Origin of the sequence: Streptomyces sp. NPDC006326 (assembly GCF_040612915.1) — a bacterium.
In the GTDB taxonomy this organism is placed as follows: Bacteria; Actinomycetota; Actinomycetes; order Streptomycetales; family Streptomycetaceae; genus Streptomyces.
This window is the reverse complement of sequence record NZ_JBEXRC010000027.1, coordinates 76779-102758: the sequence shown is the minus strand read 5'-3', so window position 1 is coordinate 102758 and position 25980 is coordinate 76779. Positions and strand designations below refer to the sequence as shown.

Sequence of the window (25980 nt, the reverse complement as noted above, 5' to 3'; positions counted from 1 at the left end):
ACGCCCGGTTACATTCCGAACCCGGAAGCTAAGCCTTTCAGCGCCGATGGTACTGCAGGGGGGACCCTGTGGGAGAGTAGGACGCCGCCGAACAACCCGCCCTTTTAGCTCAGTCGGTAGAGCGTCTCCATGGTAAGGAGAAGGTCAACGGTTCGATTCCGTTAAAGGGCTCCATCAAAGAAGGCCCCCGCCGTCAGGCGGGGGCCTTCTTGCGTTTCCGGGCTAGTAGTAGCCGGTCTCGCCGTCCAGGAGTTCGCGGATGGTGTCGAGGTGGCCGGCGTGGCGGGCCGTCTCCTCGATCATGTGGATCAGCATCCAGCGCAGCGAGGCGGCACCGGACTTGAAGTCGCGGTTGCGGCCGACTTCATCCAGGTCATGGGCGGCGATGATCGCGTTGGAGGCGGCGCACTGGCGGTCGTACTCCTGGAGCAGCCGGGTCAGCGGTATGCCCTCCACCATGAAGTCGGCGTCTTCTTCGCCCACGAACTGGGGTCCCGTCGCCGGATGGTCGAGGAAGAGCACCTCGAACCAGCACTGCTCGGTCCAGCGCATATGGGAGACGATGCCCGCGACCGTCATCAGCGGGGAGCCGGGCAGCACCGGGCGGTGGGCGTCCGCTTCGGAGATCCCCTCGCATTTCCACTGGATGATCGAGCGCTGCAAGTCGAGCCAGCCCACGAGCTGGGTGCGTTCGTCCGCGGTGAAATCAGGGCGTGTTCGAGGAAGAGGCATGGTCGCAGACCCTAGTGCCCGCCCCTCCGGGACCGCACCCGAATTCAGTCGCCGTGGCGCTGCTCCGGTACGCGGAAGGCCAGGATGGCCATGTCGTCGGAGGCGGGTTCGGCGGCGAACCGCTCCACCGCCCGCAGGACGCGGGAGGCGACGGCGCCCGCGGTGAGGCCCGTGCAGGTGGTGAGGACCTCGGCGAGGCCGTCGTCGCCGAGCATGCGGGTGCCCTCGCGGCGTTCCGTCACGCCGTCGGTGACGCAGAGCAGCACGTCGCCCGGTTCCAGGGTGACGGTCTGCTCGTAGAGGTCGAGCTCGTCGATCACGCCGAGCAGCGGCTGCGGCTCCGCGGCAGCGGTGACCTCGCCGTCCGGGCGCAGGCGGAGCGGGAGGGGGTGGCCAGCGCAGACCACCTTCATCAGGGCGCCGCCGTCCGGCTGCGGGTGGAGCTCACCGTAGAGGAGGGTGAGGAAGCGGCTGCGGGCTCCCTCGTCGAGGATGGCCGCGTTGAGGCGTTCCAGGACCGCCGGGCCGCCGAGGCCCTCGCGGGCCAGCAGGCGCAGGGCATGTCGGGCGAGGCCGGTGACGGCGGCCGCCTCGGGGCCCGTACCGCAGACGTCGCCGATGGCGAAGCCGTACGCGCCGTCGCGGATCGGGAAGACGTCGTAGAAGTCGCCGCCGACCTCGTTGCCCTCGCCGGCCGCGCGGTAGATGACCTCGACCTCCATGCCGGGGATCGCCGGCGAGCCCGGCGGGAGCAGGCTGCGCTGGAGGGAACGGCTGATGGCGGTGCGCTCGGAATAGAGGCGGGCGTTGTCCAGGGCGAGGGCGGCCCGGCGGGAAAGGTCCTCGGCGAGCTCCAGGATCTCCTGGCGGAAGTGCTCCTCGGACGGTTTCCCGAGCGTGAGCATGCCGATCACGCGGTTGCGGGCCAGCAGCGGGAGGACCACGGTCTCGCCGCCGACGGCCTGGGCGGTTGCGGGCCAGTTGCGGGCGCCGGCCTCGCGGACCGATTCCGGCGGGCTGATCCGGGAGAGCAGGGCCTTCAGACCGTCGATGCGTTCCTCGTCCTCGTGCAGGACGTAGGAGAGGTAGGGCTCGGAGGACTGGTCGGCGATCGTGTAGACGGCGCACCAGGTGGCGAGGGTCGGCACGGTCATCTGGGCCATCAGGGCCAGCGTCTGGTCCCGGTCCAGGGTGCCGGCCAGCAGGTCGGAGGCCTCGACGAGGAAGGAGAGCGAGCCGCGGCGCAGGCGTTCCAGCTCGCCGAGCCGGGCGGACTCGACGGCGAGGGCGATGCGGTCGGCGGCGAACTGGAGGCGGAGGGCCTCTTCGTTGGAGTAGCGGCCGGGGACCTCGGCGGCGACGCCGAGGGAGCCGGTGAGCCGGCCTTCGACCTTGAGCGGGACGGTGACCACCGAGCGCATGCCGGTGGACTCCAGGAGCGGGACGGCTCCGGGGACCGCCACCAGGTCGTCGTGGACGGCGGGCATCCGGGCGGAGCCGTACCGGTTGGTGCCGGCCTCGACGGGGACGCGGGCGAAGCGCTGGCGCGTGGAGGGCAGGCCGGTGGTGGCCCGGACCTCCAGCTCCGTCTCGTCGTCGGTGGCGAGCAGCAGGAACGCGGAATCGGCGTCCAGCATGTCGCGGGCGCGTTCGACGGTGCGCTGGAGCAGGCCGTCGAGGTCGTCGGGGGCGGGGGAGCCGATGAAGACCTCGAAGGGGTCCGTGGGGCGGGGCTCGGTGAGCTGGCTGCCGTCCGCGGCGGGGACCCGTACGGGGCTCTGGAGCAGCGCGCGCTCGTCGTCGTGGACCAGCAGGCAGACGATGGAGGGTTCCCCGTGGGCATCGCGGACCCGCAGGTGGGAGGCGTAGACGGGGATCACGCGGCCGTCCGCGCCGCGGATGCCGTAGCTGCCCTCCCAGCGGGACAGGCGCAGGGCCTCGGCGATGCCGGTTCCGGTGCCGGGGGTCTGGGGCCAGGCGGCGAGTTCCGCGAGGGGCCGGCCGAGGGCCTTCCCGGCGGGGTAGCCGAAGATGTGCTCGGCGTCCTCGTTCCAGGCGGAGATGCGGTCGGAGGCGTCGATCTGGATGACGGCGACGCGGACCCGGCTGTCGGTGAGGGGGAGCAGCCGGTCCGGGACGACGGGTCCGGCGGAGCGGGTACCGACCGGCCGGTCCGGGAGGTCCAGGCGGAACCACACGTGTTTGTGGGTCGCGGTGTACTCGACGCCCCAGCGGGTGGCGAGGGCGGCGCAGAGCATCAGCCCGCGGCCGTTCTCGCGGTCGGGGTCGGCGTACGGGCGCTCCCCGGGGTGCTGCAGCGGCAGCTCGCGCTCCGGGTACCGGTCGGCGATCTCGACGCGTACGCCGTCCTCGGTGCGCAGGCACAGGACCTCGGCCTTGGTTCCGGCGTGCACCACGGCGTTGGTGACGAGCTCGCTGGTCAGGACGACGGCGTCGTCGACGATGTCCGCGAAGCCCCAGCCCTGCAAGGTGTCGCGGACGAACGTACGGGCGGCGGCGACCGAGCGCCCGAGAGGATCGAAGCTGGCAGCCGCCCGAGCCGTGATCACGAGTCTCCTTCGACGCGGTTGGACATCGGATGCCAGGTTACTTACCTTCGCGGTCGGCTTGGTGCCGTCGTCGGGGATTCCACCCGCAGGGTGCGGCCGGTGTGCGATGGTGCCGAAGTGTTATGGCCGGGTTCGGCCAGGGTGAAACACTGGGCAGGATGGAACAGCCGGGCGTTTGACTCGCCGGGTCTCGGTGGAACAGTGGTCGACCCTTTCGGGAGGGACACGGTGGAGTCTGGCGCAGCGGTGCGACGTACGGGAACGCGCCCGAAGGGCGGGCGGTCCCGTCGGAACGGCACGACGGAAGTCGATACCGCCGCCCTGAACCGGCTGCTCACGGCCCTGGTGTCGATGCGGGACGGTAATTTCCGCAAGCGGCTGACGGTGTCCGGCGAGGGCGTGATGGCGGAGATCGCCGCCGTCTACAACGAGGTCGCCGACCGCAACCTGCACCTGACCGGAGAGCTGTCCCGGGTCCGCCGCATGGTGGGACGGGAGGGCAAGCTCAGCGAACGGCTGGAAACAGGCGCCTGCGAGGGCTCCTGGGCGGCCGCGATCGATGCCTCGAACCAGTTGGTGGACGATCTGGCCCGGCCGGTGTCCGAGGTGGGCCGGGTGCTGTCGGCGGTGGCCGAGGGCGATCTGGACCAGCGGATGGACCTGCGGACGCAGACGGCGGACGGGGCCGGGCATCCGCTGCGCGGGGAGTTCCTGAAGGTCGGGCGTACGGTCAACAACCTGGTCGACCAGCTGTCCGCGTTCACCGACGAGGTGACGCGGGTCGCGCTGGAGGTGGGTACCGAGGGCAAGCTCGGCGGGCAGGCCCAGGTGCGCGGCATGTCGGGTTCCTGGAAGGACCTGACCGACTCCGTCAACACGATGGCGTACCGGCTCACCGCGCAGGTGCGTGACATCGCTCTCGTCACGACGGCGGTGGCGAAGGGCGATCTGTCCCGCAAGGTCACGGTGCACGTGGCCGGCGAGATGCTCCAGCTGAAGAACACCGTGAACACGATGGTGGACCAGCTGTCGTCGTTCTCCTCGGAGGTGACGCGGGTCGCCCGCGAGGTGGGTACGGAGGGTGAGCTCGGCGGCCAGGCGAAGGTGCCCGGGGTCGCGGGGGTGTGGAAGGACCTGACCGACTCCGTCAACACGATGGCGGGCAACCTGACCGCCCAGGTGCGCGGGATCGCGCAGGTCACCACGGCCGTCGCGAACGGCGACCTGTCGCAGAAGGTACGGGTCAGCGCGCGCGGCGAGGTGGCGCAGCTGGCCGAGACCATCAACCAGATGACGGAGACCCTGCGGACCTTCGCGGACGAGGTCACGCGGGTGGCCAGCGAGGTCGGCGCGAAGGGCCTGCTCGGCGGTCAGGCGCAGGTGCCGGGTGCGGCGGGTACGTGGAAGGACCTCACCGATTCGGTGAACACGGTCTTCCGCAATCTGACCACTCAGGTGCGGGACATCGCCCAGGTGACGACGGCCGTCGCGAACGGCGACCTGTCGCAGAAGGTTACGGTCGACGTGGCCGGCGAGATGCTGGAGCTGAAGAACACCGTCAACACGATGGTGGACCAGCTCCAGTCGTTCGGTGCGGAAGTGACGCGGGTGGCCCGTGAGGTCGGCGTCGAGGGCGAGCTGGGCGGTCAGGCGCAGGTGCCGGGTGCGGCGGGTACGTGGAAGGACCTCACCGATTCGGTGAACACCGCCTTCCGCAACCTCACCGGGCAGGTCCGCAATATCGCGCAGGTCACGACGGCGGTGGCGAACGGCGACCTGTCGCAGAAGGTCACCGTGGACGTCTCCGGCGAGATGCTCCAGCTGAAGAACACCGTGAACACGATGGTGGACCAGCTGTCCTCGTTCGCCGACCAGGTGACGCGGATGGCGCGGGACGTGGGTACGGAGGGCCGTCTCGGCGGTCAGGCGCGGGTCGAGGGGGTGTCCGGCACGTGGAAGGAGCTGACCGACTCGGTCAACTTCATGGCCGGGAACCTGACCTCGCAGGTGCGGCAGATCGCCCAGGTCACCACGGCGGTGGCGCGCGGTGACCTCTCGCAGAAGATCGACGTGGACGCGCGCGGCGAGATCCTGGAGCTGAAGAACACCATCAACACGATGGTGGACCAGCTGTCGGCGTTCGCCGAGCAGGTGACCCGGGTGGCCCGGGACGTGGGTACGGAGGGCCGCCTCGGCGGTCAGGCGCAGGTGCCCGGCGTGGCCGGCGTCTGGCGCGACCTGACCGACTCGGTGAACGGCATGGCCGGGAACCTGACCTCGCAGGTGCGCAACATCGCGCAGGTGGCGACGGCGGTGGCCCGCGGCGACCTGTCCCAGAAGATCGACGTGGACGCGCGCGGCGAGATCCTGGAGCTGAAGAACACCCTGAACACCATGGTCGACCAGCTCTCGAACTTCGCGGAGCAGGTGACCCGGGTGGCCCGGGAGGTGGGCACCGAGGGCATCCTCGGCGGTCAGGCGGAGGTCAAGGGTGTCTCCGGCACCTGGAAGGACCTCACCCAGTCGGTCAACTTCATGGCGAACAACCTGACCTCCCAGGTGCGCAACATCGCGGAGGTCACGACGGCCGTCGCCATGGGCGACCTGTCGAAGAAGATCACCGTCGACGCCAAGGGCGAGATCCTCGAACTGGTCACGACGGTGAACACGATGGTCGACCAGCTGTCGTCGTTCGCGGAGCAGGTGACCCGGGTGGCGCGCGAGGTGGGCACCGAGGGCATCCTCGGCGGTCAGGCCCGGGTGCGCGGGGTGACCGGCATCTGGAAGGACCTCAGCGACAACGTCAACACGATGGCCGGCAACCTGACGGCCCAGGTGCGCGGGATCGCCCAGGTCTCGGCGGCGGTCGCCAACGGCGACCTGACCAAGAAGGTGACGGTCGAGGCGCGCGGCGAGGTCGCGCAGCTCGCCGACACGGTCAACACGATGGTGAACACCCTGTCGTCGTTCGCGGACGAGGTCACGCGCGTGGCCCGCGAGGTGGGTACGGAGGGCCGCCTCGGCGGTCAGGCGCACGTGCCGGGTGTGTCGGGTACGTGGAAGGACCTCACCGATTCGGTGAACTTCATGGCCTCGAACCTCACCGGCCAGGTGCGGCAGATCGCCATGGTCACGACCGCCATCGCCAAGGGCGACATGACCAAGAAGATCGACATCGACGCGCGCGGCGAGATCCTGGAGCTCAAGACCACGATCAACACGATGGTCGACCAGCTGTCCTCGTTCGCCGACCAGGTGACGCGGGTGGCGCGCGAGGTGGGCACCGAGGGCATCCTCGGCGGCCAGGCCCGGGTGCGGGACGTGGACGGGACCTGGCGGGACCTGACCGAGTCCGTGAACGAGATGGCCGGGAACCTGACGCGGCAGGTGCGCGCGATCGCGGCCGTGGCCACCGCGGTGACCCGCGGCGACCTCAACCTGAAGATCGACGTGGACGCGTCGGGCGAGATCCAGGTCCTCCAGGACAACATCAACACGATGATCGCGAACCTCCGCGACACCACCTTGGCCAACAAGGAGCAGGACTGGCTCAAGGGCAACCTCGCCCGGATCTCGGCCCTGATGCAGGGACGGCGCGAGCTCGACGACGTGGCCTCGTTGATCATGAGCGAGCTCACCCCGGTGGTGTCGGCGCAGCACGGGGCGTTCTTCCTGGCGCTGCCCACGGGCGGGACCACCGAGATCGGGACGGACGGCGGCGCCGACGGCTCGTACGAGCTGCGGATGCGCGGGAGCTACGCGTACGCGGGCGGTCAGATGCCGACCTCCTTCCGGCCGGGGGAGGGGCTGATCGGGACCGTCGCCGAGGAGAAGCGGACGATCCTCGTCGAGAACACCCCGCCCGGCTATCTGAAGATCTCCTCGGGCCTCGGCGAGGCGCCGCCCGCGCACGTGATCGTGCTGCCGGTGCTGTTCGAGGGGAAGCTGCTGGGCGTCATCGAGCTGGCGTCCTTCACTCCGTTCACGCAGATCCAGAAGGACTTCCTCAGCCAGATCGCCGAGATGATCGGTACGAGCGTCAACACCATCAGCGTCAACTCCAAGACGGAGATGCTGCTCAAGCAGTCGCAGGAGATGACCGAGCAGCTGCGCGAGCGCTCCGACGAGCTGGAGAACCGTCAGAAGGCCCTCCAGGCCGCCAATGCGGAGCTGGAGGAGAAGGCGGAGCTGCTGGCGCAGCAGAACCGGGACATCGAGGTCAAGAACACCGAGATCGAGGAGGCGCGGCAGGTCCTGGAGGAGCGGGCCGAGCAGCTCGCGGTCTCCATGCGCTACAAGTCCGAGTTCCTGGCGAACATGTCGCACGAGCTGCGGACCCCGCTCAACTCCCTGCTCATCCTGGCGAAGCTGCTCGCCGACAACGCGGACGGGAACCTGTCGCCGAAGCAGGTGGAGTTCGCGGAGACCATCCACGGCGCGGGTTCGGACCTGCTCCAGCTGATCAACGACATCCTCGACCTGTCGAAGGTCGAGGCGGGGAAGATGGACGTCTCGCCCACGCGGATCGCGCTGGTCCAGCTCGTGGACTACGTGGAGGCCACCTTCCGGCCGCTGACCGCGGAGAAGGGCCTGGACTTCTCGGTGCGGGTCTCCCCGGAGCTGCCCGCCACGCTGCACACCGACGAGCAGCGGCTGTTGCAGGTGCTGCGCAACCTGTTGTCCAACGCGGTGAAGTTCACCGACACCGGGGCGGTGGAGCTGGTCATCCGGCCGGCCGGTACGGACGTGCCGACGGCGATCCGGGAGCAGCTGCTGGAGGCGGGCTCGGTGACGGAGGCCGATGCGGACCTGATCGCCTTCTCGGTGACGGACACCGGGATCGGGATCGCGGCGAGCAAGATGCTGGTGATCTTCGAGGCGTTCAAGCAGGCGGACGGCACCACGAGCCGCAAGTACGGCGGTACGGGCCTCGGGCTGTCCATCAGCCGGGAGATCGCGCGGCTGCTCGGCGGGGAGATCCACGCGGCGAGCGAGCCCGGCCGCGGCTCCACCTTCACGCTGTACCTGCCGTTGCACCCGACGGAGCTGCCGCCGCAGGGGTACGCGCCGCCGACGCCCGGCGGTGGCAGGGCCGAGGTCCACCGCAGGCCGCTCGACGGGGCGCGTTCCGCGCTGCCGGTGAGCCAGGCGGCGCCCGCCCCCTCGGCGCCCGTCCACGCGCAGCCTGCCCGGCCGGCGCTGCCGGCGGCCGAGCCGGCCGGACAGGGACGGACGAGCGCGGGACAGGGCGGTGCGGCGCTGTTCCGGCGGCGGCGCAAGGCGCTGAGCGACCTGGAGCCCCGTACGGCGGTGCCGGGGCAGCCGAACGTCCAGGGAGCCGAGGACGGCTGGGGCGCCGTGGAGGAGGAACTGCCGGTGGCGCCCCGGACGTACGACTTCCACGGTGAGAAGGTGCTCATCGTCGACGACGACGTCCGCAACGTGTTCGCGCTGACCAGCGTGCTGGAGCAGCACGGGCTGGCGGTGCTGTACGCGGAGAACGGGCGCGAGGGCATCGAGGTCCTGGAGCAGCACGACGACGTGACGGTGGTGCTGATGGACATCATGATGCCGGAGATGGACGGGTACGCGACGACCTCGGCGATCCGGCGGATGCCGCAGTTCGCGGGGCTGCCGATCATCGCGCTGACGGCGAAGGCGATGAAGGGCGACCGGGAGAAGGCCATCGATTCCGGGGCGTCCGACTACGTCACCAAGCCGGTCGACCCGGACTACCTGCTGTCGGTGATGGAACAGTGGATGCGCGGGAAGTGATCGGATGCAGAACGGAACGGTACCAATTGCTGACTGACTGTGGCGGGAGCGGTGTGGGAGGCCGGTAAACGGGGAACCTTCTGCTCCCCCACACCGTTTCTGCTTCGTGCACAGTGACATCCTGGTGACAGGGTGTGGCGATCTCGGGACTGGGGCTACGATGACCGGCACAAGGACGGACGGCGCAAGGAAGCCGTCCTCTGGGGCGGGGCCCGGCACACAGGCCGGTGCCAGGAGCCGGGGAGGCCCCATGCCGGGGCGAGGAGGACAGGGCATGGTGCAGAAGGCCAAGATCCTCCTGGTCGACGACCGGCCGGAGAATCTGCTGGCGCTGGAGGCCATCCTCTCCGCGCTCGATCAGACACTGGTCCGGGCGTCGTCGGGGGAGGAAGCGCTCAAGGCGCTGCTGACGGACGATTTCGCGGTCATCCTGCTGGATGTGCAGATGCCGGGAATGGATGGATTCGAAACGGCCGCGCACATCAAGCGGCGCGAGCGGACCCGGGACATCCCGATCATCTTCCTCACCGCGATCAACCACGGTCCGCACCACACCTTCCGCGGGTACGCGGCGGGCGCGGTGGACTACATCTCCAAGCCCTTCGACCCGTGGGTGCTGCGGGCGAAGGTCTCGGTGTTCGTGGAGCTGTACACGAAGAACTGCCAGCTGCGCGAGCAGGCGGCGCTGCTGCGCCTCCAACTGGAGGGCGGCGCCGAGGGCGACGGCAGCAAGGAGACGGCCGGCCTGCTGGCGGAGCTCTCCGCACGGCTCGCGGCGGTCGAGGAGCAGGCCGAGGCGCTGACCAAGCAGCTCGGCGAGGAATCGGCCGACCCGGGGGTCGTGGCGACCGCGGCCCATCTGGAGCGCAAGCTCACCGGACTGCGGCGGGCGCTCGACGCGCTGGAGCCCGGTACCGGCGGCGGAGCGCCGGCGCTGCCCGCGCAGAGCTGAGCGCTCCCCGGCCGCCTGGCGCCCCGTCAGGTCTGTCGGTGCGTCAAAGGACGCGCGTGACGGGCGACACGAACGGGTGAAGGGGTGGGCACGCGTGTCCACCGGCGTGCGCACCGGTAACCTCGGGCCCATGGCCTCACGTACGTCCGGCAAGGGTTCCCAGAGCAGCGCGGGCACCGCGAAGGGCCGCACCGGCCGGACGACGGCCCCGGCGAAGAAGGCGGCCCCGGCGCGGGGTCCTGCCCCGAAGAAGGCCGCGGCGGGCCGGCGCGCACCCGCCAAGAAGGCCGCGGCCAAGCCCGCGCCGTCCCCGACGGGGGGCGTGGTGCGGCTGGTGCGCGCCCTGTGGCTGGGCTGCGCGCACGCGGTGGGCGCCGTCTTCCGGGGGATCGGCCAGGGCGCCAGGAACCTCGACCCCGCGCACCGCAAGGACGGTGTCGCGCTGCTACTGCTCGCGCTGGCGCTGATCGTCGCCGCCGGGACCTGGTCGAATCTGAGCGGTCCCGTCGGGGAACTGGTGACCATGCTGGTCACCGGGGCCTTCGGGAGGCTGGACCTGCTCGTGCCGATCCTGCTCGGGGTCATGGCGGTGCGGTTCATCCGCCATCCGGAACAGGCCGACGCCAACGGCCGGATCGGCATCGGCCTGTCCGCCCTCGTCATCGGCGTCCTCGGCCTGGTCCACATCGCCTGCGGGGCGCCCGGCCGCGACGAGGGCACCACCGCCATGCAGAACGCGGGCGGGCTGATCGGCTGGGGCGCCTCGAAGCCGCTGATCTTCACCATGGGGGCCCCGCTCGCCGTGCCCATGCTGGTGCTGCTGACGGTCTTCGGCCTGCTGGTGGTCACGGCGACCCCCGTCAACGCGATCCCGCAGCGGCTGCGGCGGCTCGGCATCCGGCTCGGGATCATCGCGCCGAACGAGTACGACGACCTCGGGGAGGCGGGCGCCGCCGGCCGGCCGGGCCGGCACGACCCCGAGCAGTGGCGGGCGCGCACCGGGGCCGCCGCCGACGGGGACCCCGTCGACACCGCCGAGGAGGAGGCCCTCGCCCGGCGCCGCCGCCCGCGCCGGGCCCCGGGCCGGCCGGCCCCGGGCCGCGAGATGGACGCCGTCGACGTGGCCGCGGCCGCCGCCGCGGCGCTGGACGGCGTGGTGCTCGGCGGGATGCCGCCCTCCCCGCTGGTCGCCGACCTCACCCAGGGCATCGGCTCCGAGCGGAAGGGCGGCCGGCCCACCGCTCCCGTGCCCGCCGCCCGGGAGGAGCAGCCCGAGGAGGCCGCGGCGCAGCCCCGTACGGCCGTACCGGCACCGGCCGAGGCGCCGCACGACACCACGGCCGCGGCCTCCGGGACGCTGTCGGTGCCGGACCTCACCAAGGCCCCGCCCGAGACCCAGGCCCTGCCGCCGCGCGCCGAGCAGCTCCAGCTGCGCGGGGACATCACGTACGCCCTGCCCTCCCTCGACCTGCTGGAGCGCGGCGGGCCGGGCAAGACCCGCAGCGCCGCCAATGACGCGGTCGTCGCCTCGCTGACGAACGTCTTCACCGAGTTCAAGGTCGACGCGAGGGTCACCGGCTTCACCCGGGGCCCGACGGTCACCCGCTACGAGGTGGAGCTCGGCCCCGCGGTGAAGGTCGAGCGGATCACGGCGCTGGCGAAGAACATCGCCTATGCCGTCGCCTCGCCGGACGTGCGGATCATCAGCCCGATCCCGGGCAAGTCGGCCGTGGGCATCGAGATCCAGAACACCGACCGCGAGATGGTCAACCTGGGCGACGTGCTGCGCCTCGCGGACGCCGCCGAGGACGACCACCCGATGCTCGTCGCGCTCGGCAAGGACGTCGAGGGCGGCTACGTCATGGCCAACCTCGCCAAGATGCCGCACGTGCTGGTCGCCGGCGCCACCGGTTCCGGAAAGTCCTCCTGCATCAACTGCCTGATCACCTCGATCATGGTCCGGGCCACCCCGGAGGACGTCCGGATGGTGCTGGTGGACCCCAAGCGCGTCGAGCTGACCGCGTACGAGGGCATCCCGCACCTGATCACGCCGATCATCACCAACCCGAAGCGGGCCGCGGAGGCGCTCCAGTGGGTCGTGCGCGAGATGGACCTGCGCTACGACGACCTGGCCGCCTTCGGCTTCCGGCACATCGACGACTTCAACCAGGCCATCCGGGACGGCAAGGTCAAACTGCCGCCGGGCAGCGAGCGCGAGCTCAGCCCCTACCCGTACCTGCTGGTGATCGTCGACGAGCTCGCCGACCTGATGATGGTGGCCCCGCGGGACGTGGAGGACTCGATCGTCCGGATCACGCAGCTGGCCCGCGCGGCCGGCATCCACCTGGTGCTGGCCACCCAGCGGCCCTCGGTGGACGTGGTCACCGGCCTGATCAAGGCGAACGTGCCCTCGCGGCTCGCGTTCGCCACCTCCTCGCTCGCCGACAGCCGGGTCATCCTCGACCAGCCGGGAGCGGAGAAGCTCATCGGCAAGGGCGACGGGCTGTTCCTGCCGATGGGTGCGAACAAGCCGGTCCGCCTCCAGGGCGCCTTCGTCACCGAGGACGAGATCAGCGGGATCGTCCAGCACTGCAAGGACCAGATGGCGCCCGTCTTCCGGGACGACGTCACGGTCGGGCAGAAGCAGAAGAAGGAGATCGACGAGGAGATCGGCGACGACCTGGACCTGCTGTGCCAGGCGGCGGAGCTCGTGGTCTCCACGCAGTTCGGGTCGACTTCCATGCTCCAGCGCAAGCTCCGCGTGGGCTTCGCCAAGGCCGGCCGGCTCATGGACCTCATGGAGTCGCGCGGGGTCGTCGGCCCGAGCGAGGGGTCCAAGGCGCGCGACGTCCTGGTGAAGGCCGACGAGCTGGACGGGGTTCTCGCCGTCATCCGGGGGGAGGCTCACCCGTAAGGGATCGGCGGGCAACCGTTTCCCTTGGGTCTGCGTCCAGTTGAGGGGATGGCGGCTCGGCGCGCGGCGACGGGCCGCCGCAAGGCCCCGGACGCCCGACGCCATTCGGATGGCGTAGGGAAGTCCACCCTCCGGTTGCTCCACCCTTTCGTCACCCCCCTAGACTGGACATCCAGCAGGTGGCTACACGCTCGAAAGGCGCCCTCGTGTCCATCGGCAAATCCAACTCCCCCGAAGATGAGCAGCCTTCGACCGACATCCGGTCCGAGGAGCAGCCCGTCGAACGTCCTGCCGAAGGGCCGTCCATCGGGACGGTCCTGAAGACGGCCCGGATCGCCGCCGGGCTCACTGTCGACGAGGTCAGTTCCACCACGCGCGTGCGCATCCCGATCGTGCACGCGATCGAAGCTGACGATTTCACGCGGTGCGGCGGCGACGTCTACGCCCGCGGTCACATCCGTACGCTCGCCCGCGCCGTCCACCTCGATCCGGTCCCGCTGGTCGAGGCGTACGACGCGGCCCACGGCGGCCGGCCGGCGCCCACGCCCGCCGCTCCGATGTTCGACGCCGAGCGGATCCGTCCCGAACGGCAGCGGCCCAACTGGACCGCGGCCATGGTCGCCGCCATCGTCGCCGTGATCGGCTTCGTCGGCTTCACGGCCTTCGGCGGTGGTGACGACCACGGCAAGCGGCCCGTGGCGGAAGGTTCCGCCCCGCCGCAGGCCGCGCCGAAGCAGTCCGCCGGAAAGCCGGTCCAGCCCCCGCAGGCACCCAAGCCGGCCAAGCCGGAGCCCTCGGACAGCGCCATCGCCGCCGCGCCCAAGGACCTCGTCACGGTGGTCCTGACGGCCGACGACGGCGACAGCTGGGTCTCGGCGAAGGACCACAGCGGCCGGCTGCTGTTCGACGGGACGCTGGCCGTGGGCGAGTCCAAGACCTTCACGGACAAGGAGTCCATCGACCTCGTCCTCGGAGACGCCGGGGTCGTGAAGCTCTTCGTGAACGGCAAGGAGATCAAGGACGACTTCCAGCCGGGCCAGGTGGAACGCCTCACCTACACCAAGGACGACCCCCGCCAGGGGTCGGCCCAAGCAGGCTGAACCACCCGTCCCGAACGGGCCGAACCGCGCTGAACTGCACTGAATACGCAATTCCGGATCCCCGGGGTGCTGCGCCGCAGCCCGGGGATCTTGGTTTACCGGGACTTGGGGCGGGGGTCGGCGTTCGGACAAAGTAGTCTTGAGTCCATGCCCGAACGCCGTACCGTCGCCCTTGTCACTCTTGGCTGCGCCCGTAACGAGGTGGACTCGGAGGAGCTCGCAGGCCGCTTGGCGGCGGATGGCTGGGAGCTCGTCGAGGACGCCGCCGATGCGGACGTAGCCGTCGTCAACACCTGCGGCTTCGTCGAAGCCGCCAAGAAGGACTCCGTAGACGCCCTCCTGGAAGCCAACGATCTCAAGGATCACGGCAAGACCCAGGCGGTCGTCGCCGTCGGCTGCATGGCCGAGCGCTACGGCAAGGAACTCGCCGAAGCGCTCCCCGAGGCCGACGGCGTGCTCGGCTTCGACGACTACGCCGACATCTCCAACCGCCTCCAGACCATCCTCAGCGGCGGCAGCGTGGAGGCCCACACTCCGCGCGACCGGCGCAAGCTCCTGCCGATCAGCCCGGCCGAGCGCCAGTCCGCCGAGGTGGCCCTGCCCGGCCACGCCCAGGCGCCCGCCGAGGAGCCGGCCGCTGCCGACCTGACCGATCTGCCGACGGGCGTTGCGCCCGCCTCCGGTCCGCGCGCGCCCCTGCGCCGCCGGCTGGACACCAGCCCCGTCGCCTCGGTCAAGCTCGCGTCCGGCTGCGACCGGCGCTGCTCCTTCTGCGCCATCCCGTCCTTCCGCGGCTCCTTCATCTCCCGCCGCCCGAGCGATGTGCTGGGCGAGACCCGCTGGCTCGCCGAGCAGGGCGTCAAGGAGGTCATGCTGGTCTCCGAGAACAACACCTCGTACGGCAAGGACCTCGGCGACATCCGCCTGCTGGAGACCCTGCTGCCGGAGCTGGCCGCGGTCGACGGAATCGAGCGCGTCCGCGTCAGCTACCTCCAGCCGGCCGAGATGCGCCCCGGCCTGATCGACGTGCTGACCTCGACCCCCAAGGTCGTGCCCTACTTCGACCTGTCCTTCCAGCACTCGGCCCCCGACGTGCTGCGCGCCATGCGCCGCTTCGGTGACACCGACCGGTTCCTGGAGCTCCTCGACACCATCCGCGGCAAGGCCCCGCAGGCCGGTGTCCGCTCCAACTTCATCGTCGGCTTCCCCGGCGAGACGGAAGGCGACTTCGCCGAGCTGGAGCGTTTCCTCACGCACGCGCGGCTCGACGCGATCGGCGTCTTCGGCTACTCCGACGAGGAGGGCACGGAGGCGGTCACGTACGAGAACAAGCTCGACGAGGACACCATCGCCGAGCGGCTCGCCCACATGCAGCGCCTCGCCGAGGAGCTCACCTCCCAGCGTGCGGAAGAGCGGATCGGCGAGACCCTGGAGGTACTCGTCGAGACCGTCGAGCCGGTGGGCGGGGACGACGAGGACGAGACCGGTGCCTACGGGCGTGCCGCGCACCAGGCGCCCGAGACCGACGGCCAGGTCGTCTTCACGGACAGCACCGGGCTGGTGCCGGGCCGTATGGTGACGGCCAAGGTGGTCGGCACGCTGGGCGTGGACCTGGTGGCCGAACCCCTGGACCTTGAGGAGGCGCACGGATGACCGGAGTCCCGGCATCTGCGGCGGGCGGGACCGGCCGCCGGCCCGTGCCCGGCGCGAAGCTCGGGGCTGCGGCGGTCAACCAGGCCAGCCTGTGGAACATCGCCAACATCCTGACGATGATCCGGCTGGTCCTGGTGCCGGGATTCGTCCTCCTACTCCTCGCCGACGGCGGGTACGACCCCGTCTGGCGGGCGCTGGCCTGGGCCGCGTTCGCCGTCGCCATGATCACGGACATCTTCGACGGGCACCTGGCCCGGACGTACAACCTGGTCACGGACTTCGGGAAGATCGCCGACCCCATCGCCGACAAGGCGATCATGGGGTCGGCGTTGATCTGTCTCTCCTGGCTCGGCGACCTGCCCTGGTGGGTGACCGGCGTGATCCTCGGGCGGGAACTCGGGATCACCCTGCTGCGTTTCTGGGTCATCCGGTACGGCGTGATCCCGGCCAGCCGGGGAGGCAAGCTCAAGACCCTGGCGCAGGGCACGGCGGTCGGCATGTACGTGCTCGCGCTGACCGGCCCGCTCGCGACCCTGCGCTTCTGGGTGATGGCGGTCGCGGTCGTGCTGACCGTGGTCACCGGTTTGGATTACATCCGCCAGGCCGTCGTGCTGCGGCGCAGGGGCCTCGCCGCGGAGCGGGCCGCGAGGTGACATACGCGGCGGGGGAATCTCCGGTGGCCGGTGGGGCGGATCATGGCGCCCGGGGAACCACCGCGGGAGCCGGCAGCGCCGCCGCGATCGCTGCGGAAACGCTCCGATTGCTTGCGGAGAGTGACCAGACCCTCGCCGTGGCCGAATCGCTGACCGGGGGGATGGTGGCCGCGGAGATCACCGCCGTCGCCGGTGCTTCTCGGTCATTTCGCGGTTCGGTCACCGCGTACGCGACCGAGCTCAAGCACCGCGTCCTCGGGGTGGACGCCGGGCTCCTGGCGGCCGAAGGGGCGGTGAACGCCCAGGTCGCGGAGGAGATGGCGGCCGGGGTGCGGCGGGTGCTGGGCGCGTCGTGGGGGATCGCGACGACCGGTGTGGCCGGGCCGGAGCCCCAGGACGGGCAGCCGGTGGGCACCGTTTTCGTCGCCGTGGCGGGTCCGAGGGGCAGGAAAAGCGTTCCGCTGAGGTTGAACGGCTCCCGGGAGGAAATCCGTAGGGAGAGTGCACGGACAGTGCTCGAACTGCTCTCGAGCGAACTCCGCGAGAATGTGCGGAGGCAGGATACGGAACAGAACGGGGGGATTTGATGTTTGCAGCCCTGAGTGAACACGACATCGCTCCCCGCACGGCCGCGGCGCGAGGCGGTACGGTGGGGCGTGAAGGATGCGGCTACACGGTCAGAGGAGGGAGCCACCGATGATTCTGCTCCGTCGCCTGCTGGGTGACGTGCTGCGTCGGCAGCGCCAGCGCCAGGGCCGTACTCTGCGCGAAGTCTCCTCGTCCGCCCGAGTTTCGCTCGGCTATCTTTCCGAGGTGGAGCGGGGGCAGAAGGAGGCGTCCTCCGAGCTGCTCTCCGCGATCTGCGACGCGTTGGATGTACGGATGTCCGAGCTGATGCGCGAAGTCAGCGACGAGCTGTCGCTGGCCGAGCTGGCACAGTCGTCCGCGGCAAGCGAACCGGTCACGGTGCCGGTGCGGCCCATGCTCAATTCGGTCTCCGTGGCTTCCGTCACGGGCGGCCCGGAGCGGGTGACCATCAAGGCGCCTGCGGAAGCGGTGAATGTCGTAGCCGCGTGAGGTTTGTGCGCGAGCTGTGCATGAGATGAGCGTGGTCGGAGCCCCGGCCGGTGCCTGAAGCACCGGCCGGGGCTCCGGCCGTTCTGGGTGCGGGGGCGCGGGGGGTACGGGAGGATGGGTCGAGACCGGATCGCGGCGGGGCCTGATCCGGAGGACACGCCCAGGCCCCGGGAGGCAGCCGTGCGGCGGTTATTGCGCATACATCCGGTTCTGGCCCTCGTGCTGATGATCGGCGTCCTGTGGTGGTGGGCCGTGCTGCGGCTCGCCCTGGCGCCGGCCGAGGCGGGGCCCGTGGAGGGCGCGGTGGCGGTGGGCGGCTGGGGGCTGGGCCTGCTCCCGGTGCACTGCACGCCCCAGCCGGTGCGCAGGAACCGCCGCCGGGCGGCCGGCACGGCCGCTACCAGGGCATCGCCACTCCGCCGTTCGGGCGCAGGATCTGGCCCGTCATGAAGGACGAGGCGTCGGAGGCCAGGTAGAGCACGGCCTGCGCGATGTCCTCGGGCTCGCCGACCCGGCGCAGCGGGGACATCCGGACCATCATCGCCTCGGTCTGCTCCTGGACCTCGGGGCTGTGGCGGGCGGTCATGGGCGTGCGGATCCAGCCGGGCGCGACGGCGTTGACGCGGATGCCGTGGGGGCCGGCTTCGGTGGCCAGGGTCTTGGTGAGCTGGACGACGGCGGCCTTGGCGGCGCTGTAGCAGAGCAGGCCGGGCTGGGCGGCGTCCACGGCGCCGGAGGCCATGGTGATGATCGAGCCGGGGCGCCCGGCCGCGATCATGGAGCGGGCGGCCTCCTGGCAGGTGCGCAGGACTCCCTTGAAGTTGACGTCCAGGATCCGGTCGAGGTCCTCGTCGGCCGTCTCCAGCACGCTGCTGGTGTGCATGACGCCGGCGACGGCGGCGGTGATGTCGAGCGGGCCTGCGGCCTGCACCGCGGCCCTGACCTGGGCGCGGTCGGTCACGTCGAGGGGGTGGGCGGCGGCCTGCCCGCCGGCCCCGGCGATGAGCCCGACCGTCTCCGCGAGGCCGGGGCCGTCGAGGTCCGCGCAGTGCACGGCGGCTCCGGCCTCGGCGAGGAGGACGGCGGTGGCCCGGCCTATGCCGCTCGCGGCGCCGGTGATCAGGGCGGTCCGGCCGGTCAGGTCGTACGGGGCTCTGGGTGTGGGCATGCCGGGACCGTACGACCGGATCTGACGGGGCGTCAACTAGGGGGTCGGGCCCGATTGGCAGCGGGGGCACCAGTAGGTGGGGCGGTCGTCCTGGGGCGCCTGGCGGACGGGGGTGCCGCAGCGCAGGCAGGGCCGGTGGGCGCGGCCGTAGACGAACAGTGCCTGGCCGCGGCGGCGGATCCCGGTGGTGTTGCGTGCCTCGCGGGCGCCGGTGTTCGCGCGCAGCAGGCGGTGGGCGGCGGTGGCCAGGCGGACGGCCGTGGTGTCCGGATCGGGGAGGCCGCCGACCGGTGTCCAGGGGGTGACCCCGGCGAGGAAGCAGAGCTCGGCCTTGTACACGTTGCCGATGCCGGCCAGGTTGCGCTGGTCCAGGAGGGCTTCGCCCAGGGGGCGCTCGGGGGCGGCGAGCAGGTTGGCCGCCGCCTTGGCGGCGTCCCAGTCCGGGCCGAGCAGGTCGGGGCCGAGGTGGCCCACGACGCGGTCCTCGTCCGCGGTGCGCAGCAGTTCGAGGACGGGCAGGCGGTACCCGACGGCGGTGTGGCCGGCGGTGCCGAGGATGGCGCGGATCTCGTAGGCAGGGCCGCCGTGCCAGGTCTCGTCCGCGGTGAAGACGTGCCAGGCACCGTCCATGCGCAGGTGGCTGTGGAGGGTGAGGCCGCCGTCTCCGCTGATCCGGGCGAGCAGGTGTTTGCCCCGGGGGGTGACGTCGAGGGTGGTGCGGCCGGTGAGGTCGACGGTCGCCAGGCGGGGGGTGCGCAGGTCGCTGCGGGTGATCTCCCGGCCGGCCAGGGCCGCGTGCAGCCGGGCCGCCGCGCGCCAGACGCTGTCTCCTTCGGGCATGCCCCCATTGTGGCCCCGGACCGGCCGGCGGCGGGGGCGGGCAGCGCACGAGCCCCTGCGGCGGGGTGCCGCCACAGGGGCTCGGTGATCAGGAGGGTGCGGGGCCGGTGGGGCCGCCCGCTACTTCCAGGTGAGGGCCTTGCCGTTGCTCAGCGAGTTGTACGGGTCGCCCCAGTACTGGGCGCCGGACACCTTCGTCTGGGCCGAGGGGGCCAGGGCGATCACGCAGTTGGTCTGCGACTGGCCGTTGGTGAAGCCCTTCGGCAGCGAGTCGTCCTTGCACTTCTCGAACTTGCCGATGACGGCCACGCCCTGCGCCTCGCTGCCGTCCGGGAGCAGGCCCTTGATGTGGCCCACGGAGGAGTACGAGAGGTCGGTGGTTCCGACGTTCTTGACCGTGTAGTGGATGTAGTAGGGGATCATCCCCTTGACCTTGTCACCGAGCTTGAGCGGGTCCAGGTCGGCGGGCTGGCCCTGGTCGACCGAGGTGACGGTGAGGGCGATGGTGCCGCCCTTGTTGCTGCCGTAGCTGAACGGGACCGTCGCGGTCTCGCCGAGCTTGAAGGCCTGGCCCGACTTCGCCGTGCCGCCCGCTCCTGCCGCGGGGGCGTCGCTGCCGCCGCCGGTGCTCGGACTGGCCGAGGCGCCGGGCTGTTCGTGGCCGGGCTGGGAGGGCTGGGCGGCCGGGGCGCCGGACTGCGCCGGTGCGACCTCCTCGTTGCCGTTCTTGCAGCCGGTCAGCGTCAGGGTGCCGGCAACCGCCAGACCGATGGCGCCCGTTGCGGCTCGTCGCATGCCGAAGGTGCTCACTTTTCTCGTCCCCCATGACTGTGAATGTGACGTGGCACCGCCGTGTGCGATGCCTGCGTGGATCTTGATAGTGCACAAATGATCGACATGGCCAGCCAGGACGGGCTCCGTGACGAGCTCCGTACATAAGCGGAACATAAGCGCAATGGTCGGGACGGCTCTGCCGCATCAGGGGCGCAGCCGCAGACCTCGCGGCGTCGCATGGAATCCCGCCGCCTCCAGGGCGGGGCCCAGGGGTGAGGTGAGGGCGGCCGCGGCATTGATCCGCTCCACCGTCAGCGGCGGGAGCGTGCCCGTGCGGGAGCCGGCGGCCAGGGCTTCGGCGGCGGCCGTCAGACGCGGATCCTCCGGCCCGGGCCACGCCAGCAGGGTCTTGCCGCCGCGCTCCACGTAGAGGACGAGCTCACCGTCGACCAGCACCACCAGGGAGCCCGCCTTGCGGCCCGGCTTGTGGGTGGCCCCGGCCGGCGGCTCCGGCCAGGGCAGGGCGGCGCCGTACGCGTTCGCCGGGTCGGCGGCGGCCAGCACCACCGCCGCCAGCGGGGGCGGCGTCCGCTCGGCCGCCCGCAGCCGGTCGACCGCGCCGTCCATGGCGAACTGGGCCGCGCCCAGGCCCTCCACCACGTACCCGCGGCGGGCCTGGCCGCTGTCCTCGAAGGCCGACAGCACCCGGTAGACGGCACTGAACCCGCCCTCGACGCCCTCGGCGGCCACCGCCCCCCGCGTCACCACCCCGTGCCGGTCCAGCAGCGTACGGGCCAGGGCGTGCGCGCGGTGGGTGGGATCCGCGGCCTGGGCGGGCAGCAGCGACCAGCGCCCCGAGACCGTGGGCGGACCGGGCCGGGAGACCTGGGCGCTGAGCGTGCCGTACCGCCCGCGCGGGACGGTACGCCGGGCCCGGTGTGCGGTGGCGCCCGCCGTGCGGCCCGAGCCGAGCAGGGAGCGCAGCGGGGCCAGGGTGTCGTTCGTGAGGCGGCCCGACCAGGCCAGGTCCCACAGCGCATCGGACAGTTCGAGATCGGTGGCCTCGGACCACTTGGCCCGCACCGACTCCGCCAGCTGACGGAAGAACAGGCCGTACCCGCCGGAGAGGGTGTCGAGGATCGACTGGTGCAGCGGGGTGAACTCCAGCGGGTGCGGCGGCGGGAGAAGCAGCGGGGCCGCGTCCGCGAGGTAGAGCGAGACCCAGCCGTCCTTGCCCGGCAGGGCTCCCGCACCCGCCCACACCACCTCGCCGGTGGTGGTGAGCTCGTCGAGCAGGGTCGGGGAGTAGCCCGCGACCCGGGAGGGCAGGATCAGGCGCTCCAGCGCCGAGGCGGGGACCGGGGCGCCCTGGAGCTGTTCCACGGCCCGGGCCAGGCCGTCGATCCCGCGCAGGGCGCCGCCCAGGTGCTGCCAGTGCGGCAGGAACGTCGCGAGAGAGGCCGGCGGGACCGGCTCCAGCTCCTGGCGCAGGGCGGCCAGGGAACGGCGGCGCAGTCGGCGCAGCACCGCCGCGTCGCACCACTCCTGGCCGATGCCGGAGGGGTGGAACTCGCCCTGGACCACCCGCCCCGCCGCCGCGAGCCGGTGCAGCGCCCCCTCGGTCACCGCCGCGCCCAGGCCGAAGCGAGCGGCGACGGAAGCGGTGGTGAACGGGCCGTGCGTACGGGCGTACCGGGCCAGGAGGTCGCCCAGCGGGTCCTTGACCGGCTCGGTGAAGGCCTCCGGGACCCCGACCGGGAGGGCCGTGCCGAGCGCGTCCCGCAGCCGGCCCGCGTCCTCGATCGCAGCCCAGTGCTCCGCGCCGGCGATCCGCACCCGGATGGCCCGGCGGGCATCGGCGAGCTCCTGCGCCCAGGACGGGTCGGCGCCCCGCTCGGCCAGCTCGGCCGGGCTCAGCGGGCCGAGCAGCCGCAGCAGGTCCGCGACCGACTCGCGGTCCTTGGCCCGCCGGTCCTTGGTCAGCCACTGCAGCTCCCGCTCCAGCTCCTCCAGCACCTCCGCGTCGAGCAGCTCCCGCAGCTCCGCCTGGCCCAGCAGCTCGGCCAGCAGCCGGGAGTCCAGCGACAGGGCGGCCGCGCGCCGCTCGGCGAGGGGCGAATCCCCCTCGTACAGGAACTGGGCCACGTACCCGAAGAGCAACGAGCGGGCGAAGGGGGACGGTTCGGGGGTGGTGACCTCGACCAGGCGCACCCGGCGGGCCTCGATGTCGCCCATCAGCTCGGTCAGGCCCGGCACGTCGAAGACGTCCTGCAGGCACTCCCGTACCGCCTCCAGCACGATCGGGAACGAACCGAACTCCGAGGCGACCTGGAGCAGTTGGGAGGCCCGCTGGCGCTGCTGCCACAGCGGGGTGCGCTTGCCCGGATTGCGCCGCGGCAGCAGCAGGGCGCGGGCCGCGCACTCGCGGAACCGGGAGGCGAACAGCGCCGAGCCGCCCACCTGGTCGGTGACGATCTGCTGGACGTCGCCGTGGTCGAAGGCGACGTCCGCCGCGCCCAGCGGGGCCTGTTCGTCGTCGAACTCGAAGGAGTGCGGTGCCGACGGGTCGTGGTCCAGGAGGTCCATCGACAGCAGGTCCGCATCCGGCAGGCGCAGCACGATCCCGTCGTCTGCATGCATCACCTGCGCGTCCATCCCGTACCGCTCGGCCAGCCGGGCCCCGAGGGCCAGCGCCCACGGGGCGTGCACCTGCGCGCCGAACGGGGAGTGCACCACGACCCGCCAGTCGCCGAGCTCGTCGCGGAACCGCTCCACGACGATGGTCCGGTCGTCCGGTACGTGGCCGCAGGCCTCGCGCTGCTCCGCCAGGTACGCCAGCACGTTCTCCGCGGCCCAGGCGTCCAGGCCCGCCGCCAGCAGGCGCAGCCGGGCGTCCTCGGCGGGGAGGGCGCCGAGCTCGCGCAGGAACGCGCCGACCGCCCGGCCCAGTTCGAGGGGGCGGCCCAGCTGGTCGCCCTTCCAGAACGGCAGCCGGCCCGGGACGCCGGGGGCGGGGGAGACCAGAACCCGGTCCCGGGTGATGTCCTCGATCCGCCAGGAGGTGGTGCCGAGCGTGAAGACGTCCCCCACCCGGGACTCGTAGACCATCTCCTCATCGAGCTCACCGACCCGGCCCCCGCCCTTCTTCGGGTCGGCCCCCGCGAGGAAGACACCGAAGAGCCCGCGGTCGGGGATCGTGCCGCCGGAGGTGACCGCCAGGCGCTGCGCCCCCGGCCGGCCCGTGATGGTCCCCGCCACCCGGTCCCACACCACCCGCGGTCTCAGCTCCGCGAACGCGTCGGACGGATAGCGGCCCGCCAGCATGTCGAGGACCGCCGTGAACGCCGACTCCGGCAGCGCCGCGAACGGCGCCGCCCGCCGCACCAGCGCCAGCAGCTCGTCCAGCTGCCAGGTGTCCATCGCCGTCATCGCCACCAGCTGCTGCGCCAGGACGTCCAGCGGGTTGGCGGGGATGCGCAGGGACTCGATCGACCCCGTGCGCATCCGCTCCGTCACCACCGCCGCCTGCACCAGGTCCCCGCGGTACTTGGGGAAGACCACGCCGGTCGAGACCGCGCCCACCTGGTGCCCGGCCCGGCCCACCCGCTGGAGCCCCGACGCCACCGACGGCGGGGACTCCACCTGCACCACCAGGTCGACGGCGCCCATGTCGATGCCCAGCTCCAGACTGGACGTGGCGACCACGGCCGGCAGCCGGCCCGCCTTCAGGTCCTCCTCCACCAGCGCCCGCTGCTCCTTGGAGACCGAGCCGTGGTGCGCGCGGGCCAGCAGCGCAGGAGCCCCCTGCGCGGCGCCCGACTGGGCCATCACCTGCGCCGGCGGCGGGCCCTCGGGCAGCCGCTCGCCCACGGCGCGCTCGTACGCGATCTCGTTGAGCCGGTTGCACAGGCGCTCGGCGAGGCGGCGGGAGTTGGCGAACACGATCGTGGAGCGGTGGGCCTGGACCAGGTCGGCGATCCGCTCCTCCACATGCGGCCAGATCGAGGGCTTGTCGCCGCCTTCCCTGCCCTCCGTGGCCGGCGAGCCGCCCAACTCACCCATGTCCTCGACCGGCACCACGACCGACAGGTCGAACTCCTTGGCCGAGGGCGGCTGGACGATCTCCACCTTGCCGCGCGGCGCGAGGAAGCGGGCCACCTCGTCCACCGGCCGCACCGTCGCCGACAGGCCGATCCGGCGGGCCGGCCGCGCCAGCAGCTCGTCCAGCCGCTCCAGGGACAGCGCCAGGTGCGCGCCGCGCTTGGTCCCGGCGACCGCATGGACCTCGTCCAGGATCACCGTCTCGATCCCGGAGAGCGCGTCACGCGCCGCCGAGGTCAGCATCAGGAACAACGACTCGGGGGTGGTGATCAGGATGTCCGGCGGCCGGGTGGCCAGCGCCCGCCGCTCCGCGGCCGGGGTGTCGCCGGAGCGGATCCCCACCCGGATCTCCGGCTCGGGCAGGCCGAGCCGGACGGACTCCTGGCGGATCCCCGTCAGCGGACTGCGCAGATTCCGCTCCACGTCGACCGCGAGGGCCTTCAGCGGGGACACGTACAGCACCCGGCAGCGCTTCTTCGGCTCGGCGGGCGGCGGGACGGACGCCAGCTGGTCGAGGGCCGCGAGGAAGGCGGCCAGGGTCTTGCCGGAGCCGGTGGGCGCGACGACGAGCACGTCCGACCCGGCCCCGATGGCCCGCCAGGCCCCCTCCTGGGCCGCGGTGGGCGTACGGAAGGCCCCCGTGAACCAGGAGCGGGTCGCGGGGGAGAACGCATCGAGCGCGGAGCCGGCCATGCCCCCATCCTGCACCCGGGCACTGACAACCGGCCGGACCTGCGCGAACACCGGTTTCCGGGCGGGCGCAGAATGGGGGAATGGCGCAGAACGGCGAATGGGCGCGGCACTGGCGGTACCCGGAACTGCCCGGCCTCGACCTGCTGCGCGCCCACTACATCCGCCACTCCTTCCCGCGCCACGCCCACGAGGGGTACGTGATCGCGGCGGTCACCGGCGGCATCGAGGAGGTCGGCCTGCCGGGCGGCACCGTGCGGGCCGGGCCGGGCAGCGTCGTCCTGATCAACCCCGAGGTCCCGCACACCGCCCGCGCCGGCGCCCCCGAAGGCTGGGCGTACGCCACCCTCTACCCCTCCCGCGAGCTGATCGCCGAGGTCGCGGCGGAGATCGGGAGCCTGCGCGGGACCCCCGGCTTCACCGCCGACTCGGTCACCGACCCGGAGACCTCCCGGCTGATCACCCGGGTGCACCGGGCCGCCGAGAAGGGCAATGCCCTGGCCGCCGACACCCTGCTGCGCGGGGCGGTGGCGCGGATGCTGACCCGGCACGCCGCACCGCTGCCCGCCCGCCCGGTGCGCGGCGCCGCAGCCGCCGACGCCGTACGGGCCCGGGCGGTGCTGGAGGAGCGGATGGCCGGGCCGCCCTCGCTGGAACAACTGGCCGCGGAGCTCGGCACCAGCCCCTTCGCGCTGCTGCGGGCCTTCCGGGAGCGGTACGGGATGCCGCCGCACACCTGGCTCACGGATGCCCGGGTCCGCAGGGCACGCCGCCTGCTCGACGCGGGTACGGCGCCCGCGGAGGCGGCCCTCGCGGTCGGTTTCACGGACCAGCCGCACCTGAACCGCCACTTCACCCGCATCGTGGGCGTCCCGCCGGGCGCCTACCGCCGCGAACGCAGCGGTCGGGCCGGGGGCTGACCGGCCGCGGTGCCGGGGAGCGCGCGCAAGAACGTACAAGACCGCACCGCCCCGCCCTGCG

General features: G+C 72.0%; 16 protein-coding genes, 1 tRNA gene and 1 rRNA gene. 12 read left to right on the top strand and 6 right to left on the bottom strand.

The features are described 5' to 3' along the window. Together rrf and ABZ128_RS21535 are read left to right on the top strand one after the other, a co-directional pair. Window positions 1–93: ribosomal RNA gene (gene rrf, locus ABZ128_RS21540) — 5S ribosomal RNA — on the top strand; the annotation flags it as partial. A 5-nt stretch (window positions 94–98) separates the two neighbouring features. Further along, window positions 99–174: transfer RNA gene (locus ABZ128_RS21535), tRNA-Thr, on the top strand. 48 nt (window positions 175–222) lie between these two features. On the opposite strand, the gene ABZ128_RS21530 is transcribed toward ABZ128_RS21535, so the two are convergent. Next, window positions 223–732, bottom strand: coding sequence for a DinB family protein (locus tag ABZ128_RS21530; protein ID WP_356850359.1), 510 nt, complete (start codon window positions 730–732; stop codon window positions 223–225). 44 nt (window positions 733–776) lie between these two features. Continuing rightward, window positions 777–3302, bottom strand: coding sequence for a SpoIIE family protein phosphatase (locus tag ABZ128_RS21525; RefSeq protein ID WP_356850357.1), 2526 nt, complete (start codon window positions 3300–3302; stop codon window positions 777–779). Window positions 3303–3530: 228 nt separating this feature from the next. Between ABZ128_RS21525 and ABZ128_RS21520 the strand changes: the two genes are divergently transcribed. The 9 genes from ABZ128_RS21520 to ABZ128_RS21480 all read left to right on the top strand — a co-directional run bounded on the left by ABZ128_RS21520 (window position 3531) and on the right by ABZ128_RS21480 (window position 17876). Continuing rightward, window positions 3531–9077, top strand: coding sequence for a HAMP domain-containing protein (locus ABZ128_RS21520; protein ID WP_356850356.1), 5547 nt, complete (start codon window positions 3531–3533; stop codon window positions 9075–9077). A 274-nt stretch (window positions 9078–9351) separates the two neighbouring features. Then, window positions 9352–10029, top strand: a complete 678-nt coding sequence (locus ABZ128_RS21515; RefSeq protein ID WP_356850354.1) for a response regulator — start codon at window positions 9352–9354, stop codon at window positions 10027–10029. 130 nt (window positions 10030–10159) lie between these two features. Then, complete coding sequence (locus ABZ128_RS21510; protein WP_356850353.1) at window positions 10160–12943, top strand: DNA translocase FtsK; 2784 nt, start codon at window positions 10160–10162, stop codon at window positions 12941–12943. 206 nt (window positions 12944–13149) lie between these two features. Next, the gene (locus ABZ128_RS21505; protein WP_356850352.1) at window positions 13150–14043 is read left to right on the top strand and encodes a RodZ domain-containing protein; all 894 of its coding nucleotides are present in this window, start codon (window positions 13150–13152) and stop codon (window positions 14041–14043) included. A 147-nt stretch (window positions 14044–14190) separates the two neighbouring features. Beyond that, complete coding sequence (gene rimO, locus ABZ128_RS21500; RefSeq protein ID WP_356850350.1) at window positions 14191–15696, top strand: 30S ribosomal protein S12 methylthiotransferase RimO; 1506 nt, start codon at window positions 14191–14193, stop codon at window positions 15694–15696. Next, a complete protein-coding gene (pgsA, locus tag ABZ128_RS21495) occupies window positions 15693–16349 on the top strand; it encodes a CDP-diacylglycerol--glycerol-3-phosphate 3-phosphatidyltransferase (protein WP_356850348.1) in 657 nt (218 codons plus the stop codon). Before rimO ends, pgsA begins: the two co-directional genes overlap by 4 nt. Before the next feature lie 86 nt (window positions 16350–16435). Beyond that, a complete protein-coding gene (locus tag ABZ128_RS21490) occupies window positions 16436–16936 on the top strand; it encodes a CinA family protein (protein WP_356850373.1) in 501 nt (166 codons plus the stop codon). Between the two features lie 109 nt (window positions 16937–17045). After that, window positions 17046–17426, top strand: coding sequence for a helix-turn-helix transcriptional regulator (locus ABZ128_RS21485; protein ID WP_356850346.1), 381 nt, complete (start codon window positions 17046–17048; stop codon window positions 17424–17426). Between the two features lie 225 nt (window positions 17427–17651). Continuing rightward, window positions 17652–17876, top strand: a complete 225-nt coding sequence (locus ABZ128_RS21480; RefSeq protein ID WP_356850371.1) for a hypothetical protein — start codon at window positions 17652–17654, stop codon at window positions 17874–17876. On the opposite strand, the gene ABZ128_RS21475 is transcribed toward ABZ128_RS21480, so the two are convergent. From ABZ128_RS21475 to ABZ128_RS21460, 4 genes are all read right to left on the bottom strand, one after another. Next, window positions 17824–18594 carry an SDR family NAD(P)-dependent oxidoreductase gene (locus ABZ128_RS21475; protein WP_356850345.1) on the bottom strand — a complete coding sequence of 257 codons (771 nt, stop codon included), beginning with the start codon at window positions 18592–18594 and terminating at the stop codon, window positions 17824–17826. The two genes, ABZ128_RS21480 and ABZ128_RS21475, sit on opposite strands and share 53 nt — an antisense overlap. Window positions 18595–18630: 36 nt before the next feature. Continuing rightward, window positions 18631–19434: a DNA-formamidopyrimidine glycosylase family protein gene (locus ABZ128_RS21470; protein ID WP_356850343.1), complete on the bottom strand. Its 804-nt coding sequence runs from the start codon at window positions 19432–19434 to the stop codon at window positions 18631–18633. Window positions 19435–19554: 120 nt separating this feature from the next. Next, a complete protein-coding gene (locus ABZ128_RS21465; RefSeq protein ID WP_356850341.1) occupies window positions 19555–20229 on the bottom strand; it encodes a hypothetical protein in 675 nt (224 codons plus the stop codon). Window positions 20230–20412: 183 nt separating this feature from the next. Further along, window positions 20413–25002, bottom strand: a complete 4590-nt coding sequence (locus tag ABZ128_RS21460) for an ATP-dependent helicase (RefSeq protein WP_356850339.1) — start codon at window positions 25000–25002, stop codon at window positions 20413–20415. Between the two features lie 80 nt (window positions 25003–25082). Between ABZ128_RS21460 and ABZ128_RS21455 the strand changes: the two genes are divergently transcribed. Beyond that, complete coding sequence (locus tag ABZ128_RS21455) at window positions 25083–25919, top strand: AraC family transcriptional regulator (protein ID WP_356850338.1); 837 nt, start codon at window positions 25083–25085, stop codon at window positions 25917–25919. The last annotated feature ends 61 nt before the right edge of the window (window positions 25920–25980 follow it).